This is a genomic window from Rhizobium viscosum, assembly GCF_014873945.1.
In the GTDB taxonomy this organism is placed as follows: domain Bacteria; phylum Pseudomonadota; class Alphaproteobacteria; order Rhizobiales; family Rhizobiaceae; genus Rhizobium; species Rhizobium viscosum.
The window spans coordinates 3,826,630-3,842,448 of record NZ_JADBEC010000001.1 but is presented as its reverse complement, the minus strand read 5'-3'; the positions used below and the strand labels follow the sequence as shown (position 1 = coordinate 3,842,448).

19 protein-coding genes are annotated in these 15,819 nt (G+C 60.6%); 6 read left to right on the top strand and 13 right to left on the bottom strand.

Annotation, left to right across the window (positions count from 1 at the left end; translation table 11 throughout):
• The first annotated feature begins 21 nt into the window (after positions 1-21).
• From H4W29_RS18950 to H4W29_RS18925, 6 genes are all read left to right on the top strand, one after another.
• Positions 22-456: a hypothetical protein gene (locus tag H4W29_RS18950; protein ID WP_376776571.1), complete on the top strand. Its 435-nt coding sequence runs from the start codon at positions 22-24 to the stop codon at positions 454-456.
• An 88-nt stretch (positions 457-544) separates the two neighbouring features.
• Complete coding sequence (locus H4W29_RS18945) at positions 545-772, top strand: hypothetical protein (RefSeq protein WP_192730288.1); 228 nt, start codon at positions 545-547, stop codon at positions 770-772.
• Complete coding sequence (locus tag H4W29_RS18940; RefSeq protein WP_192730287.1) at positions 769-2,232, top strand: TolC family protein; 1,464 nt, start codon at positions 769-771, stop codon at positions 2,230-2,232. The genes H4W29_RS18945 and H4W29_RS18940 overlap by 4 nt, the downstream gene beginning before the upstream one ends.
• Positions 2,233-2,246: 14 nt before the next feature.
• Positions 2,247-3,596 (top strand): multicopper oxidase family protein, encoded by a 1,350-nt coding sequence (locus H4W29_RS18935; RefSeq protein WP_192730286.1) that lies wholly within the window; start codon positions 2,247-2,249, stop codon positions 3,594-3,596.
• A gap of 30 nt (positions 3,597-3,626) precedes the next feature.
• Positions 3,627-4,106, top strand: coding sequence for a cupredoxin domain-containing protein (locus tag H4W29_RS18930; protein ID WP_037107501.1), 480 nt, complete (start codon positions 3,627-3,629; stop codon positions 4,104-4,106).
• A 23-nt stretch (positions 4,107-4,129) separates the two neighbouring features.
• Positions 4,130-4,414: a copper-binding protein gene (locus tag H4W29_RS18925; protein ID WP_192730285.1), complete on the top strand. Its 285-nt coding sequence runs from the start codon at positions 4,130-4,132 to the stop codon at positions 4,412-4,414.
• Positions 4,415-4,550: 136 nt separating this feature from the next.
• On the opposite strand, the gene H4W29_RS18920 is transcribed toward H4W29_RS18925, so the two are convergent.
• The 13 genes from H4W29_RS18920 to H4W29_RS18860 all read right to left on the bottom strand — a co-directional run bounded on the left by H4W29_RS18920 (position 4,551) and on the right by H4W29_RS18860 (position 15,733).
• On the bottom strand, positions 4,551-5,144 hold the full coding sequence (locus H4W29_RS18920; RefSeq protein ID WP_246517230.1) for a YegJ family protein: 594 nt from the start codon (positions 5,142-5,144) through the stop codon (positions 4,551-4,553).
• A gap of 192 nt (positions 5,145-5,336) precedes the next feature.
• Positions 5,337-5,537 (bottom strand): hypothetical protein, encoded by a 201-nt coding sequence (locus H4W29_RS18915; protein WP_192730284.1) that lies wholly within the window; start codon positions 5,535-5,537, stop codon positions 5,337-5,339.
• 13 nt (positions 5,538-5,550) lie between these two features.
• Positions 5,551-5,877, bottom strand: coding sequence for a hypothetical protein (locus tag H4W29_RS18910; protein WP_192730283.1), 327 nt, complete (start codon positions 5,875-5,877; stop codon positions 5,551-5,553).
• 62 nt (positions 5,878-5,939) lie between these two features.
• The gene (locus tag H4W29_RS18905) at positions 5,940-6,866 is read right to left on the bottom strand and encodes an RDD family protein (protein WP_192730282.1); all 927 of its coding nucleotides are present in this window, start codon (positions 6,864-6,866) and stop codon (positions 5,940-5,942) included.
• A complete protein-coding gene (locus H4W29_RS18900) occupies positions 6,863-7,942 on the bottom strand; it encodes a stage II sporulation protein M (protein ID WP_192730281.1) in 1,080 nt (359 codons plus the stop codon). Before H4W29_RS18900 ends, H4W29_RS18905 begins: the two co-directional genes overlap by 4 nt.
• Positions 7,939-9,246 carry a DUF58 domain-containing protein gene (locus tag H4W29_RS18895; RefSeq protein WP_192730280.1) on the bottom strand — a complete coding sequence of 436 codons (1,308 nt, stop codon included), beginning with the start codon at positions 9,244-9,246 and terminating at the stop codon, positions 7,939-7,941. The genes H4W29_RS18900 and H4W29_RS18895 overlap by 4 nt, the downstream gene beginning before the upstream one ends.
• Positions 9,247-10,203 (bottom strand): AAA family ATPase, encoded by a 957-nt coding sequence (locus H4W29_RS18890; RefSeq protein WP_192730279.1) that lies wholly within the window; start codon positions 10,201-10,203, stop codon positions 9,247-9,249.
• Positions 10,190-11,464, bottom strand: a complete 1,275-nt coding sequence (locus H4W29_RS18885) for a hypothetical protein (protein WP_192730278.1) — start codon at positions 11,462-11,464, stop codon at positions 10,190-10,192. The genes H4W29_RS18890 and H4W29_RS18885 overlap by 14 nt, the downstream gene beginning before the upstream one ends.
• The gene (locus tag H4W29_RS18880) at positions 11,457-12,209 is read right to left on the bottom strand and encodes a hypothetical protein (protein WP_192730779.1); all 753 of its coding nucleotides are present in this window, start codon (positions 12,207-12,209) and stop codon (positions 11,457-11,459) included. Before H4W29_RS18880 ends, H4W29_RS18885 begins: the two co-directional genes overlap by 8 nt.
• Before the next feature lie 5 nt (positions 12,210-12,214).
• Positions 12,215-12,661 (bottom strand): DUF805 domain-containing protein, encoded by a 447-nt coding sequence (locus tag H4W29_RS18875; protein ID WP_192730277.1) that lies wholly within the window; start codon positions 12,659-12,661, stop codon positions 12,215-12,217.
• Between the two features lie 242 nt (positions 12,662-12,903).
• Positions 12,904-13,335: a DUF805 domain-containing protein gene (locus tag H4W29_RS18870; protein WP_192730276.1), complete on the bottom strand. Its 432-nt coding sequence runs from the start codon at positions 13,333-13,335 to the stop codon at positions 12,904-12,906.
• Between the two features lie 202 nt (positions 13,336-13,537).
• Positions 13,538-14,209, bottom strand: a complete 672-nt coding sequence (locus H4W29_RS18865) for a VIT1/CCC1 transporter family protein (RefSeq protein WP_376776585.1) — start codon at positions 14,207-14,209, stop codon at positions 13,538-13,540.
• A 117-nt stretch (positions 14,210-14,326) separates the two neighbouring features.
• Complete coding sequence (locus H4W29_RS18860; protein WP_192730274.1) at positions 14,327-15,733, bottom strand: adenylate/guanylate cyclase domain-containing protein; 1,407 nt, start codon at positions 15,731-15,733, stop codon at positions 14,327-14,329.
• Positions 15,734-15,819: the final 86 nt, after the last annotated feature.

The following is a 15,819-nucleotide window of genomic DNA, read 5'->3' as shown; positions in this document are numbered from 1 at the left end:
CTTGATGGCAGCTCCTGAGTTATGGGCAAAATGTATCTGAACGCGCTGAGCAGACTGCTCTTTTTCGTGCGGCTGGTGATCATCGTATCGCTGGCGGGATACACGCTGTCCAATGCGAATGCCGCCATGCACGGTTCGGCTTTCCCCGATCTGCAGCCGCCGGCAATATCGGCAGGCGGGCACGACCACCACGCCATATCAGGCGAGGATCACGCCGCTGCGGGCGATCATGGCGTCGTCCGGAATGCCTCCATAAAGCATGATCACGGCTCGTCCGCGAGCGATGACGGGCAGTTTTCCAAGCAGCAATGCTGCAAGGATTTTTGCGGCGGCTTCGGCATCGTCGGGCAAGCACACGAGATCGGCGGACCGGTCATCTCTTCGATCCGCCAGTTCACCGACGACCAGAGCATCCTCGGCGAACTGCCGCCTCTTCATCGCCCGCCCAAGATCTGAATAGCGATTTCCCGCATCTGCGGGTCCGAAGGCATGCCGTGGTGAAAACCGCGCCTGCCCGTGAGAGTCTATTATTCGGATTTTTAAGATGAAACCTTCCATATTGGTGGTGGGGCTGCCGCTTATTGCGGGCGGCTGCGCATCCACGCTTCCTCCCGATGTCATTGCGCCCGTCGATGTCGGGCAGGCCTATTCCGTCCGGCCGATCCAGTATCGTTCGCCCGTGTCGGGATTTGTCGCCCGCCAGCCGGTCGATCCCAAACCCTGGCGACAACAGAACGACGAGCAGTCTCCCAAAAAGGGAGACGCTTCATGACCGTCATCCGCAAGCTTATTGCTCTCACAGCCCTCCCCGTCCTCCTCGGAGGCTGCGTCAGCAGTGCCGAGTATGCGGCGAAAGAGGCCGGCTTCGCGACCGTCTCCGCCAAGGTCGGCGGTGCTGCCTCCAAACAGACCGTCTGGGTTCAAAACCGGCAGGAAGCCGAACTGGCCTCCGCCAAGGTGAAAGCGCTCCTTGCCGGCAGGAAGACGCTGGACGCGGAAACGGCCGTCCAAATCGCCCTCATCAACAACAAGGGCCTCCAGGCCGCCTATGCCGATCTTGGCGAGAGTGCTGCCGAGGCATGGCAGTCGACCATGCTCTTGAACCCGACAGTCTCCATCGGCTTCTCCGGCATGGGGACGCCGGAACTGGAAGCGTTCAAGACGATCGAGGGCGCGATCACCACCAACCTGCTGGCGCTGATAACAAGGAAACGCGATATCGAGATTGCCGATACGCGTTTCCGCCAGGCGCAACTGAACGCTGCGGTCCGCACGCTGCAGCTTGCGGCCGATACGCGCCGAGCCTGGATCAACGCAGTCGCCGCATGGGAGAATGTGACCCAGCTCCAGCGGGCACAGGCTGCCGCCGATGCGGCCTCCGAGCTTGCCGAAAAGCTTGGCGAGACCGGGGCGATGGCCAAGGGAGCGCAGGCGCGCGAGCATGTCTTCGCAGCCGAACTCGCCGGTGAAACCGCCAAGGCCCGCCTGGCTGCCCGGCTGGCCAAGGAAGAGCTGACAAGGCAGATGGGCCTGTGGGGCCCGGACACCGAATTCCAGGTGCCGAACAGCCTGCCGCCGCTGCCGAAGGCTTTGATGAAACGCGATACGATCGAGGCGGAAGCGCTCGGCAACCGCATCGATCTTCAGGTAGCCAGGCTCGAACTGGAAGCCACCGCGCGTTCCTCCGGCCTGACCGAAGCGACCCGCTATGTCACCGATCTCCAGATCCTTGCCGGAGCCGAGTCCGAGAGGGAGATCGGGGAAGACGGTGACAAGAAGTGGGAGACGACGGCGACCGGGGAGCTGGAATTTTCGATCCCGATCTTCGACACCGGCAAGGCGCGCATGCGCAAGGCCGAGCTTGGCTACATGCGTGCGGCCAATCAGCTGGCGGAGAAGGCCGTCAACGTCCGCTCTGAAGCGAGATCGGCCTATGAGGCCTACCGGTCGAACTACGACATCGCCCGCCACTACCGCAACAATGTCGTCCCGCTGCGCACCAAGGTCGAGGAGGAATCCCTCCTCTCCTACAACGGCATGATCACCAACACATTCGAGCTGCTCACCGACACGCGCGACAAGATCAACTCCATCCTGCTCTCCGTCAACGCCAAGCGGGATTTCTGGCTCGCGGACGCCAGCCTCGCGCCTGCCGTCTATGGCGGCGGCACGGCTGCGGCATCGGCCGGGACCGAGGTCGCCTCGTCGTCCGAGAGCGGCGGCGGTCATTGAGAAAGGATTTTCACATGTTCAACAGAAGACAACTCTTCGGCGCCGGTGCTGCCCTGATGGCGGCCGGAGCCTGGACGAAGACCTCAGCAATGGGCCTGCCGGATGCCCCGGCCATGGCCTCGGCCGACATGCAGCCGCCGCTGCACCCGACCTCCGGGCCGGACTACCAGCCGGTCGTGACGCTGAACGGCTGGACGCTCCCGCATCGGATGAACAACGGCGTCAAGGAGTTCCACCTCGTCGCCGAGCCGGTGGAGCGCGAGATGGCCGACGGCATGACCGCCTATCTCTGGGGCTATAACGGCCAGTCGCCCGGGCCGACGATCGAGGCTGTCGAAGGCGACCGCGTCCGCATCTTCGTCACCAACAAGCTGCCGGAACACACGACCATCCACTGGCACGGCATGATCCTGCCTTCAGGCATGGACGGCGTCGGCGGCCTGTCGCAGCCTCACATCCCCGTCGGCAAGACCTTCGTCTACGAGTTCGACCTCGTGAAGTCAGGCACCTTCATGTACCACCCGCATTCCGACGAGATGGTGCAGATGGCAATGGGCATGATGGGCTTCTTCGTCATTCATCCCAAAGACCCCAAGTTCATGCGCGTCGACCGCGACTTCGTCTTCCTGCTCAACGCCTATGACATCGATCCCGGCTCATACGTGCCGCGGATCATGGAAATGACCGACTTCAACATGTGGTGCTGGAACAGCCGGGTCTTTCCCGGCATCAGCCCGCTGGTGGTCTCAAAGAACGATCGTGTCCGGGTGCGGGTCGGCAACCTCACCATGACCAATCATCCGGTCCACATGCACGGCTATGATTTCGAAGTCACCGGCACGGATGGCGGCTGGGTGCGGCCGGAAGCCCGCTGGCCGGAGGTGAGCATCGACATTCCCGTCGGCGCGATGCGGGCCTACGAGTTCGACGCGAAATATCTCGGCGACTGGGCGATCCACTGCCACAAGTCGCACCACACGATGAATGCGATGGGCCATGACATCCCGACCTTCATCGGGGCGGACAAGTCGAAACTCGCCGAAAAGATCCGCAAGCTTCAACCTGATTACATGCCGATGGGAACCAAAGGCATGGCCGATATGGGCGAAATGGAAATGCCCATTCCCGAGAACACTGTCCCCATGATGACCGGCTGGGGCCCGCACGGCCCCATCGAAATGGGCGGCATGTTCTCCGTCGTGAAAGTCCGCGAGGGTATCTCGGCGGACGATTACGCCGATCCGGGCTGGTACGAAAACCCGCCCGGCACCCAGGCCTGGGAGTGGACCGGCGAACTGCCGGACGCGACCAAGGCGAAAGACGCAAACACCACCATCACGCCGAAGCCGATGCAGCACGGCTGATGCAAATCCCCAGCAACCAAAGGAAATGAAATGAAAATTCATACTCTCGCACTGGCTCTTGCGGCCATCGCCGGCCCAGCGCTTGCTTCCGGCAGCCACGCCGGCGGGCACGGTGAAAAAATGGCGGTCGGCGAGCCCGGCGACAAGTCGAAGGTCACCCAGACCATCCGCGTCAGCATGAAGGAAACCGAGGACGGCAAGATGCTGTTCCAGCCCGCCGTGATCAAGGTGCGCAAGGACCAGACGGTGAAGATCTCCATCAAGAATGCGGGGCAAAGCGACCACGAATTCGTGCTCGACCAGGAAGACAAGATCCTGGAGCACAAGAAGGTCATGGAGAAATTCCCGGAGATGGAACATGCCGATGCGAACTCGCTCCGCCTGACGGCCGGCCAGTCCGGCGAGATCGTCTGGAAGTTCACCACCGGCGGCGAGTTCAAGTTCGCCTGCCTGATCCCCGGCCACTACGAGGCCGGCATGCACGGCGACGTCAGCGTCGCTGCCGAATGACACATCCGCAAAGGAGACCGAAAATGAAGAATGCAATCAGGATCACCCTCGCCTTCCTGCTCTCCCTCGGCACTGCTGCAGGCGCCATCGCGCAGGAATATACCAGGGGCATCGTCGACAAGGTCGACGCCAAGGCACAGAAGGTCACCATCAAGCATGAAGACCTCAAGAACCTCGACATGCCCGCCATGACCATGGTGTTCCGCGTCAAGGATGCCGCGATGCTCGAGAAACTGAAGGCAGGCGAGAATATCGAGTTCGTCGCTGAACGCGTCGACGGCAAGCTGACCGTGACTGCGGTCAAGTAGTTGGATCAGGTCCGGGTCCATCGCGGACCCGGGCCGTTTCCATTGCGTTTCGGCGGTGCATGGATCAAGGAGTTGGGGCGTCCGAACAGACGCAGTTGGGGAGAGTGGCGGCTAGCGCTGTCGAGCAATATCACGATCAGTCGCAAACGATGCCGTAATTGAGGCGATATTCTTCCAACTGCTCTTTCGGACCGGCCAACAGCAACGGGCAAACGGTGTAATTTCCCTTTACCTTCCCATTCTCCACATAGAGCCAGTCGAAAATATCGGACTTCTCAAACTCGACGCGATCACCAGGCTTGATGTTGTGGACATATTCCGGCGTGTCGCCAAGCAGAGCAGTGAAATGATCCCCTGACGCCTCTATTTGATAGACCCACATGAATTCCACGCCCTGCGCCATCTGATCCGTGGTTATCGCCACGTCCTTGCCCTTGTCCGCAAAGCCCAGTTTGATGTTGTAATTTTCCGTTCCCGGCGGTGGATTGCTCAATTTCTCAAGGAAGGCGTCCAGGCCCTTCTCGGATTTCTCGTGAGCTCTGGCCATGGCCGGATCGCCACGCGGGATTATCTGAACGTTTGGATTGTCCTGGGCCAAAGCCAATTCGGTGGGGATTACTTGTATGGCCAGGCCAAAAACCAGCGAATTCAAAAGAACGTTGCGCAACATCCGATAGATCCACAATTGTTGTTTAATGGGGAAACATAGCTGCCCGACTTCAATTGCCAATTTCCCGTTTCGAATATCAAAAATCTTGAGGGCGGGGCTTAGCAGGCGCGGCCCGGAAGCTCACTCTCTACCCCACCTTCAAACTGGCTTCTTCACTTCTGTTTTACGGACGCGGCGAGACTTGTTTCCGCGCATCGTCCTGAACTTTCAAAGGGTTTCGCCACCAGCAGCTTTCGGCGCAATCCTGACGGCCTAACGCGGAGTCTTACGCTTCTTCTTCGTCACGGCACGCCACGCTTTGAAATCATTCATGACAAGCCTGAAGCCTTCTTCCAGGGCACGCGCAACAAGCATGTTCCATTTGCCATAATACACCGGCTGTTCAAGCGGCGACTTTTTATCAATCCCGGCCCTCGAGCCGTCTTTGTCTTGATCTGCTGTCGACTTGTCCATCCCGGCGACCCCTTCACTGCCACCACTTGGCTTTTTCAAGCGTGACCTTGCGCAGCACATTGTGGCTGTCGCGAACCTGGATCTCGATAACCTTGCCTTTGTTTCCTTTTTTTACCTCAGCACACACTGCACCCAATGCCGGAAACAATGGGTCGTGAAGATCGCTCATTCCAAGAGTGGCTGCAGCTTTTTTTGCCGATTCTACCGTCATGTTGAAGCCGCATGTCGATTTCGTAAAAGAGTGAAAATAAAATGCCGCTTGATCTCTGCGATCGTCAGCTCGAGCATGGCCCGCGGCAGAAAGAACGAGCGCCAACGCGCTTAAAATACGCAGATTCATTACATCATCCCTCCAAAATAATTTCTGGGCGCAAAACAGCCGGCGAGACCCGCTCACCCACCTCAAACAAGCTTCTTCGCCTCTGTCTTCGTATGCTCGTGATACTTGTTCTCACGCGCCTTTCCGAACAGCTTCAGGCTCTCCAGATGCTCGCGCTGGGCGCGATAGAAATCATTGAGGAACAGCATCTCCTGGCCGGGCTTCACGGCATCCTCAAAGCGAATCCTTCTCGTAATCGTGCGCACGATCTTGATGATCTCTTCGGTGTTCGGCTTCTTCGTCGTGTCACGCAGCACATCCTCCAGCGTCTGCAGCTCGTATTTTCCGTAGATATCGAGATGCTCGGGCAGGAATTCGAATGCCGGCTGCGACGAAGCCTTGGCAGGAGATGACAGCGCGAGGTCTGACAGCAGCACGGAGCGCGGATTGTCGACTACGAGCGTGCCGGCGATCACGTCGCCGATGCGTTGCCGGCGGCGGTTGGCGAGCGGAACGATGACCACCGCCAGCAGCCAGAGCACCGTCAACCACGCTTCCAGCGCCGATTGCGCGCCGATCGTGAAGAGAAGGCCCATGGGAACGAAGATTTCCACCTCTTTCATGAGGTTGCGTGCGGTCACCTGATGCGGGGTCAGGCGCCGTCCGTCCACGTTGATGACGCGGATGCCGGTGATCCTTTTTCCGAGCGTGCGCCCGTTCCAGATGAGCTCCGAGAGAACGTAATAGGGGGTGCGCAGCAGGAACCCCAGGAGGATGATCAGGATCGTCGCGGCGTTTTCCGGCAAGCCCCCCGTAAAGACGATCGCAAATGCGCAGACCAGGATGAAAAGCGACGTGAAGATGATGTCGAGGATCTGCGCGCCGAGACGGCTTCCGAGCGAGGCAATGGCGAGCGTGATCGGAACGCCCTCCGGCGGAATGAACTGCTGGAGGCGCCTGCCGTCCTTGCCCTCGCTCACGGACTGGTTTGACTGCTTTGGCTGTTTCATCGCACCGGCTCGCGCGAAGCCCTGCCCTCGCGCCCTCCAAGCATAAGCCAGCCGACCCAGAAGACACCCATGCCCCAGCCGATGACGAGCCGCCAGGTCGGATCCTGCACCAGCTGGCGCAGGAAGCCTTCGATGAATGCCGCCACGACGAGCATCAGGGCGGCCAGGATCGCGAGCTTGACTGCATCATGGGCCTGATGGCGCAGGGCGTCTTTACGCGTTCGCGCGCCGGGAAGAAGCACGGCAAGCCCGAGCCCTGCCCCGCCGGCGCAGGCGATCGAAATGGCCGCAAGCTCCGTGACGCCGTGAATGGAAAGCCAGGCGAAAACGTCGTAGCCCATCCCCTTCTGCCGAAACATCGCGAAGAAGGCGCCGAGCATCAGGCCATTGTAGAAGGTCAGGATGAAGCTCGGCACCGACATGAAGACGCCGAGCGCAAAGATCAGCACGGCAATGCCCGTATTGTGGGAGAAGAGAAATGCCGAAAAGGCGGCTAGCCCGTCTCCCTCATGCCGTTCATCGCCATAGATCGTCGAGCGCAGATAATCCGCCGAAGCATCCGGTGTGCGCAGATCGGCCATTCCCGGCGGCACGAACGTATAGAACCAGCTCGGATCGCTGCTGCAGAGCCTGTATCCGGCAAAAGCGCCGAGAACGAGCGCGAGGAAGCCGATGAAGAGAGGCAGGCCCGAGCGGCGCACCGCCTGCGGAATGCCGCGCAGCAACAGGCGGCTCATCAGCCCGCCGAGGCTTTCCTGCGGCGCATAGGCGACGAGATAGGCGCGCGCGCAGAGGCTTTCCAGATAAGCGACCAGCGCCCGATCAAGCGAGATATCCCGCGCCACGCTCAGCGAATTCATCGCTTGCCGGTAGCCGGCGGCGAGATTTCGCACCTCGTCATAACTCAGCGCCGCCGCCCCACCCGCTTCCGCCCGTGTCACCAGTTGGTCCAACTGGCGCCAGTGCGCCTCGCGCTCCAGCCGGAAGCGCGCCGAGCGCAGCAGATCGTTCGGCACCCCGCCGGCATAGGGTGTCGTGCCGCTATCCATCCTGGGGTCGATGCGCAGATCCGTCATATCATCTCGCGGGATTTGATTTCGATGTAGCGGGCAATGAGATCCGATGTCAGCGCCTCGGGTGTGCTGTCGAGGCAGAGCACGCCGAGACGCGCGAGCTTTTCCATCACGGCCCGTCGCTCCTGCACGATCTGCCGCGCCGCGACCGAGCGGGCGATGGCATCGAGCGTCGTCTCCTCCGGCTCTGTCAGCTTTGCCAGCATGGGATCGCGCAGAGCAACATAGACGATGAAATGATGCCGCGCGAGCACCTGGATGTTCTCGATCATCAGTTCCGCCGTGATGCTGTCGACGAAATCGGAGAATATCACGATCAGCGAGCGTCGCTTCAGCCGGCCCGACAGATGCGTCAGCCCCAGTGTATGGTTGGTCTCCTGCGTTTCATAGCGCAACTCGGCGCAGACCGTCTGCAGGCGCTGAAAGGCGGTGCGTCCCGGCAGAGCCGGCACGAAGAGACGCGGACGGCTGTCGAAACTGTAGAAGCCGACGAGATCGCCGGCGAGCCCTCCCGCCCAGCACATGGCGAGCGCCGCATTGATGGCGCGGTCGAGCTTGGTGAAGCCGCCGAGCTGCTCGGCCATCAGCCGCCCGGAATCGACGCAGAGAATGATCTGGTGGTTTTTCTCCGCCCGCATCTCGCGTACCACGAGATTGCGCATGCGCGCCGAGCGCTTCCAGTCGATGCTGCGCGGATCCATGCCGGCGGCAAATTCCCGGAGCTGATGGAATTCCGACCCCTCGCCGCGCAGCCGCAAATCCTTCTGGCCGGCTTCGAGCGGCAGGATCTGCGTCTTGATCGCGCCTGACAGCACCGGCGAGATATCGGGAATAACTGAGATCTCGCGCGCCACCGGCAGGCGCACGATCCTGTCGATAAGCCGGAGGTGCGACGGCCATTTCAGCCAGAGCTCGCGCACCGAAAACTGCCCCCGCCGCGTCAGCTGCAGATCGAAGGATGCCTTCACCGGTCCGGATTCGGCGCGCTCCATGCGACGCTCGCCGATGACAAGCTCCGGCGCGGCATCGAGCCGGATATCGATCCCCTCGGGCAGCTTGCCCTTCTGCCTGTTGATGACAACAGTGAAAGGAGCCGCGTGGCCGACAAAACCCTGCGGCGGCAGATCGACATCGACGGCCATCCGCCCCGACAGCGCCGTGAAGACGAGATCGCCCGCCGTAACGACCGCCAGCACCACCCACAGGAAGACGAGCGGCATGCTCATGTCGCGCCACCACACGCTGACGATGACCGTCAGCGCCGCCATGGCAAGAACAAGCGCGATCAGGTGTGAGGACGGCCGCATTTACCGGGGCGCATCCACGCGGTTCCTGAGGCTGCGCAGCACATCGTCAGGCGTACGCCCGTCGATCTCCGCCGAAGGCGACAGCACGATGCGATGGCGCAAAGCCGGCGTGAGCAGCGCCTGCACGTCGTCAGGCAGGCCGTAATCCCGCCCTTCGAAGGCCGCCTTGACGCGCACGGCCGCAGCAAGCGCATCGGCGGCACGGGTGGAGGCACCATAGAGAATATCGGCATCCGAGCGCGTCGCGCGCACGAGATCGACGATATAGGTCAGGATCGACTTGTCGAGATGGATCGCGTCGATCAGCGCCCGGCCAGCGGCAAGCGCCTCGCTGGTGACCAGCGGCCGGATGCCGGCTTTGCTGATATCGGCTTTCAGCGCCTGATCGGCATGGCGCGACAGGATCGAGATTTCCGTCTCGCGATCAGGAAAATCGACAACCAGCTTGAACAGGAAGCGGTCGAGCTGCGCCTCGGGCAGCGGATAGGTGCCCTGCTGCTCGATCGGGTTCTGCGTGGCGAGCACGAAGAAATCCGGCCCGAGCGGGTAATCAACGCCGTCAAGCGTCACCATGCGCTCGTTCATCGCCTGCAGCAGCGCCGATTGCGTCTTCGGCGGCGCGCGGTTGATTTCGTCGGCAAGAAGAATGTCGGTAAAGACCGGCCCCTTGGTGAGGTGGAACTGGTTGGTCTGGAAGTTGAAAAGATTGACGCCCAGCACATCGCCCGGCATCAGGTCCGGCGTGAACTGGATGCGCCGGTAATCGAGCGCCATGGCGGCCGAAACCGAGCGCGCGAGCAGCGTCTTTGCCGTGCCCGGAGGTCCCTCGACAAGGCAGTGCCCACCCGAGAAGATCGAGATCAGGACGAGATCGATGATCGCATCCTGTCCCTGCACCACCTTGCCGATCTCGCCCCTGACAGCGGCGATGAGATTGCGAAATTCACCCAGATCCAAAGTCGACGCTCCCTAGCGATTTCCTGAATGTCTCGAGATTGCGGTGCAGATCCGCAGATTTCATCAAATGCCCACGGTCGATCAGCGCCTGGGCCGACGAATGCAGCGCCTGCGCCGCCGCATGGTCGCGGCGCGCCAGGCGTTTGAACAGCCGATCTATGCCCGCCTCGTTTCCGGCTCCGGGGCCGAACAGCAATTGCGCCTTGTCCGCAAGCAGATGGAGCACGAACTGCGACACCATCCGCCCGTCATTGCCCGACAGGCGAAGCAGGCGGGCCGTTGCTTCGATCGCCGCAGATTTCGATAGCTCGATATTTCCCGATGCGTCCTTCAGCGGCGGCCCGAAACGCCAGAACCCGCGCCAGAAGCAGATCGACACGACGACGAAGAGCGTGCCCCAGATGATGGAGAGCGGATAGGCGAAGAAGCGCTTGAGATCGGAGCCGGAGCGCTCATAGCTGCGCCCCTCGTCCTCGGGTTTCGTATCATCCAGCGGCGCCCCGGTCGCATCGAGGTAAACAGGCCCCTTGTCATTGAGGGCGCGCAGATTGTTGATCAGCAGGATTGCAAAACCGGCGTTCTCGGCAAGCGCCAGTCCATGATTGTTCAGGAGATCCGGGTCCGACAGCAGATCGACATATTCGTTGTCCTCGCACCGGATGATCAGCGCACCCGAGGATAAGCCCAGGATCTGCCGGCATCCCTCTGGCAGGCTCGCTCGGTCGAAGGTCTGTGCCTGATAAAGGGAAACCTCGCCCGACCGTTCGGGGCTCAGGCCCAGCTGCTCGCTTTCGAAAACCGGCCCGTTGCGCTGCAGGCGAAGCCCCGAAAAATTGATCTTGTCGAGTTCGCCCTGCAGGAGAGAGAGATCCAGCAGATCCGATGGCCCGGCAATGCCGTCCCTCAAGAGGCTGGCACGCCATTTCGGCATTGCTATCAGCGTTGGAAGCCCTTGCTTGAGCGCCTCGGAGGCCCAGTCTTCAAAACCCGCGTTGCCCTTTTCTTCGTCTTCCGCAGGTGTGGAAGCCGCTCCTTCTGATGTCGGCAGGGAAAGGATGCGCAGCGAGAGCTCCGAACCCGCCCTGACGACATGCGGATCGGAGCGAACGACGGGAATGCCCTTGGCTTCCAGCCAAACCTGCAGCCCCTTGTTGCCGAGCGGCGAATGATCGAAATCATTGTCCCGCGACAGCCCGAAAAACGCCAGCGCCGCAAGCCCGACCAAAGCTAGCAGGATCAGGATGGGGCCGGCCTTACGCATGGCTGAGCCTGCCTATCGACAGCAAGGCCCGCGCCGAGACCAGAAGTGCACTGAAATGCCCTTCCTGCACTGGGCGACCGCCATAATGAACGAGCTCCGCCTCGCTCAGCAGATTCTCCAGCCGCTCGCGATCGGGCATGGTTGCCGGCAGACGCGCAAAAACCGCCCGCTCCGTATCCGAGCGGAAAAGTCGTGTTCCCGTCACATCGGCCGCGTGCAGCAGGCAATGCCGCAGCAAAAGCACCAGCGCCTGCCGGCGATCCGCCATGGCGGCAATGCGCTGCAGGACATCATTGGGCCTTTCCTCGGTCCCGGCATCCGATGTGCGCCAGCTCTCCGGCGCCTCCCCCTGCCGCTTCTTCACGTCACGCGGTGCAGATGAGAGCAGCACGCCGCCGTTGCCGAAAAACATTGCAAGCCCAATGACGACGACAAGGGCGACAAGCACCAGCACGACCCCCACGGAACCGCCGATGGCTGGCTCCTGCGTGGAAAACGAACGATTCTCACGCGAAAGCGTCGCGTCCGGCACAGCCTTCCGCTTTTCGGAACCATCACCATAGGTGAGCTTGCAGCGCACGCCATTCAGCGCGCATTGCGTGGCATATTCGCTGCCGACAGAGCTGAAGGGACGGTCGCCCTTCCCGCCCTGCTGACTACTGCCGTCCTGCGCCAGCGCAGGTGAAAATTGGGCCGAGGCGGCCAATGACAGGGCCACCAGCAAGCCGGCATGACGAATGGCTATGCGTCTCAGGCAAAAACCTCCGCTCTCATCTCGGGCCGCAGCGGGTCCGGCCCGTATTTGTTCGGACCTACCGTGCCCTTGAACGACGAAAGAGCAATAATTCCGCCGATTACGCCGCGACCCAAAAGGGGAATAAAGCTTAAGATCAACGCCGCGAGATACAACCAACCGGACGTGTTGCGATCATGGAAACGGCGAATCTGAAGGGCCGTATGCGGCAAGAATGTTGCAAGAATAAACAGCCCCATGACGACGACCACAACATTAGAGATTGACGGGGATTCGTCAGGTCCACGCGCCACGTCGGAGACCACAACGTACAGCGCAAAAAGCACAATCAGTACCGCCCAGAAGAACAGCTGAAACCACCAATATTCCGACCGGGAGGCCCGACCGGAAAAGGTTATATATTTCTGCGTCAAAACGGTCCTGACAGATTCTTTAAACCCCATTGAAATTCCCCATTTCAACATGCTGCAAGCGTGCCGGCAACTCGCCACTCAACTGGCACGAAAGCCGTTCCTCATGAAAAGAGCTACAATTCAAACGCGGAGATTGCAGCGATACAGTTGTATCGGCTCGCCCTTTCACGAAAATGACGATCTTGCGTTGATTTTCCGCATCGCCGTCAAGCGAGACGGATTTGCCGGGAACGGAGCTCTCGGTAAGCCGATATTGCAGGTAAACTAACGCCCTAGGCAAAAACCTCCGCCCTTACCTCAGGACGCAACGGATCCTGGCCGAACTTGTTCGGGCCTTCCGTGCCCCTGAGCACGGTAATCACGATCATGGTGATGATTGCGATTATGTTGATCAACGGAACGAAACACAAAACGATCAGCCCGAGGATCCACCAGCCGGAAATATTGCGATCATGAAAGCGGCGAACCATGAGGGCGATCATCGGCAGGATAGTTGCGAGCGCATACAATCCGCCGATAATCGAGAAGAAGTTGGTCAGTGACGGAACACCATTTCCACCCGTCAAAATACCCAGAACTGAAAATACGACACCGACCAGCCAGTTGAACAGCTGAAACCACCAATATTCCGAGCGGGAAGCCCGGCCTGAGAAAGTTATGTATTTCTGCGTCAGTACAGTCCGAACAGCTTCAGTAAACCCCATCGAAATGCCCCCATTTCTACTTTCTGCCAGAGCGGCGGCGACTCGCTACCGCTTCAGAACGACAGTCGTTTCGCATGAGAAAGAGCTACAATTCAAACGCAAAGATTGCAATAAGTCAGTTGCATCGGCTCTCGATTTGAGAAAAGCAACGATTTTGCGTTGAGTTTTTTATCTCAAGGCCCGGCGTCGGACGTTCATCCCATCAGCCGCCGAGGGCGATCGCGATTGCGACCAGGAATAATCCAAGGCAGGTCATCGCCATACCTGCATAAAACGGCCGGCCACCTGAAAAACCTGCCCATGCATAACCCGTCACGAACAGCAGGACGATCAGAAACAGGTTGCTCGCCCTCAGCGCCAAGTTGGCATGGTCGATCAGAAAGAAAGGGATGACGGCGGGAAGCGCGGTGGCCGAGACCAGCAGAAAGATTGCGACCGCAGCGCTGAGATCGGATTTCGTCAGGGACAGTTTTACCGGCTCAGAGCGACGTGTGAGCGCAAGCAGCGAGCGATACAGCGCCTCCGCATCGGCGGGTTTTGCCGAAAGCGGTGCCCCTTCGACCGGAAACTCCTTTGTGAGGACGGCGAGCGCAGTGGCTTCGTCCCTGGCCGCCCTGATCTGCCGAAACAGCCGAAGACGTCTGCTCCTGTAAAATGTCGTCCCCAGGATGAACAGGACGGCGTCAATGATGCCCCAGGCAACGTTGCCTCCGATTGTCGCAACGACGAGGCTGCGGACATCCAATCCTTCCTCGTCCAGCACGAGCCGAGAACCGACCGTCCATGTCAGCGCCATGATCAGCCCGAAAAGCACCTCGCCGAGGGCATCGCCGGGATCGAGGTCGTCGAAGATGGAGCTCGCAGGCATATTCATCATCTGCGCCCTTCTCTTCTGCGGCCTTCTCTTCTGCGGCCTTCTCTTCTGCGGCCTTGTCTCGTTCGCGGCCGTTTCACTGCTCGCGAGCCCGCACGACCTGAAACGTCCGGCCCTTTACGACAGCGCGAAAATCCTCACCTCGCGCGCGATACCCTGAAGCTCCTCCATACGGGAGGCCGAGGTGACGCCGCTGTCACGCAACATCTCCGAAACCTGCTCATTGCCGACCACCGCCTCCGTCGTGAGGATCACATGCGGTTCGGCCAGCTCCTGCACGCGCGAGGCGATGTTGACGGTCTGGCCGAAATAGTCCTGCCGGTCGTTCATGCTGACGGCAAGGCATGGCCCCTCGTGGATGCCGATCTTCAGGAGCAGATCCTCAGCTCCGCGTTCAGCGTTTAGCCGCATCATTGCTTCGCGCATCCTGAGGGCTGCCGCGACCGCGTGGTCCGGGCTCGGGAAGGTCGCCATCACCGCATCGCCGATGGTCTTGACCACGGCACCTGCCTCGGTGGCGACGATCTCGTGCAGGACACGGAAATGCGTGCGCACCAGATCGAAAGCGGCGAGATCGCCCACGCGCTCGTAGAGAGCGGTCGAGCCGCGCAGGTCGGTGAAGAGGAAGGTCAGGCTGGTGATCTTCAGGCGCTGGTCGACGTCGAGCGTATCGGTGCGGTAGATGTCGCGAAAACTCTGATTGGTCAGCAGGCGCTTGGCCGTCAGGAACGGCCGCCTGTGGCCGAGGATGTCGTGCATCTCGTCTGACGCGATGCAGACATTCGGCAGCACGCGGCGATCGGTGTGATTTTCCAGCGTCAGGCGCAGCGGACCGGGGCGCAGCGTCAATGTTTCATTCTGCGCATGACCGTGGCTCAGGACCATCGACAGGTTCTGGCGTTCGCCGGTCGGCTCGCCCTGCACATCGATGAACTGCGCCGAATGCGTCACCGCATCGAAGATGATGATGAATTCCGCCGGCAGTTGCAGCGAGACGAAGGCTCGCTCGCCGGGGTCCAGCTCGACCATTTCGAGCAGGATGCGCGCAAACTTTTCCTCGAGATCGTCGGGCAGGTCGACCCCGGACGAGAAGAAGATCTGCCGGTAATATTCGAGCGGCGGCAACCGGTCGGGATCGTGGGCAGCGATCCGGCGCACGCGCGGACTGATCGTGAAGGTGACCTCGACCATCTCGTCGAGCGTCGGCTCGTATCCGGCCGCACAGAGCGCGCAATGATAGGCGTCCCGGTCGACCGCTTTCAGCGTCGCGCCGGTGTCGAGCACGCCGCCGCATCCTGGACAGAGCACATTCCAGGTCATCTCGAATGCGCCGATGCGGGCGGCATGCAGAAACGCCGCGATCACCTTCTCTTCATCGAGATAATGGGCTTTGGCGAAGGCCAGCGCATTGATGCGGTTGAGATCGCGACCGGCGCCATGCTTGACGACATGCTCGATGCATTCGACGGTCTGTGGGTCAGCCGCCTGACGCAAAGCGGTAAAAAGAACGTCCACTTCGCTCATGGGACAAGTCTCCGTGCACGCAACGCCACGGCGGATAATCCGTCGTAGAGTGGAATTATATCACGAAATCTCCTGATAGAAATCTG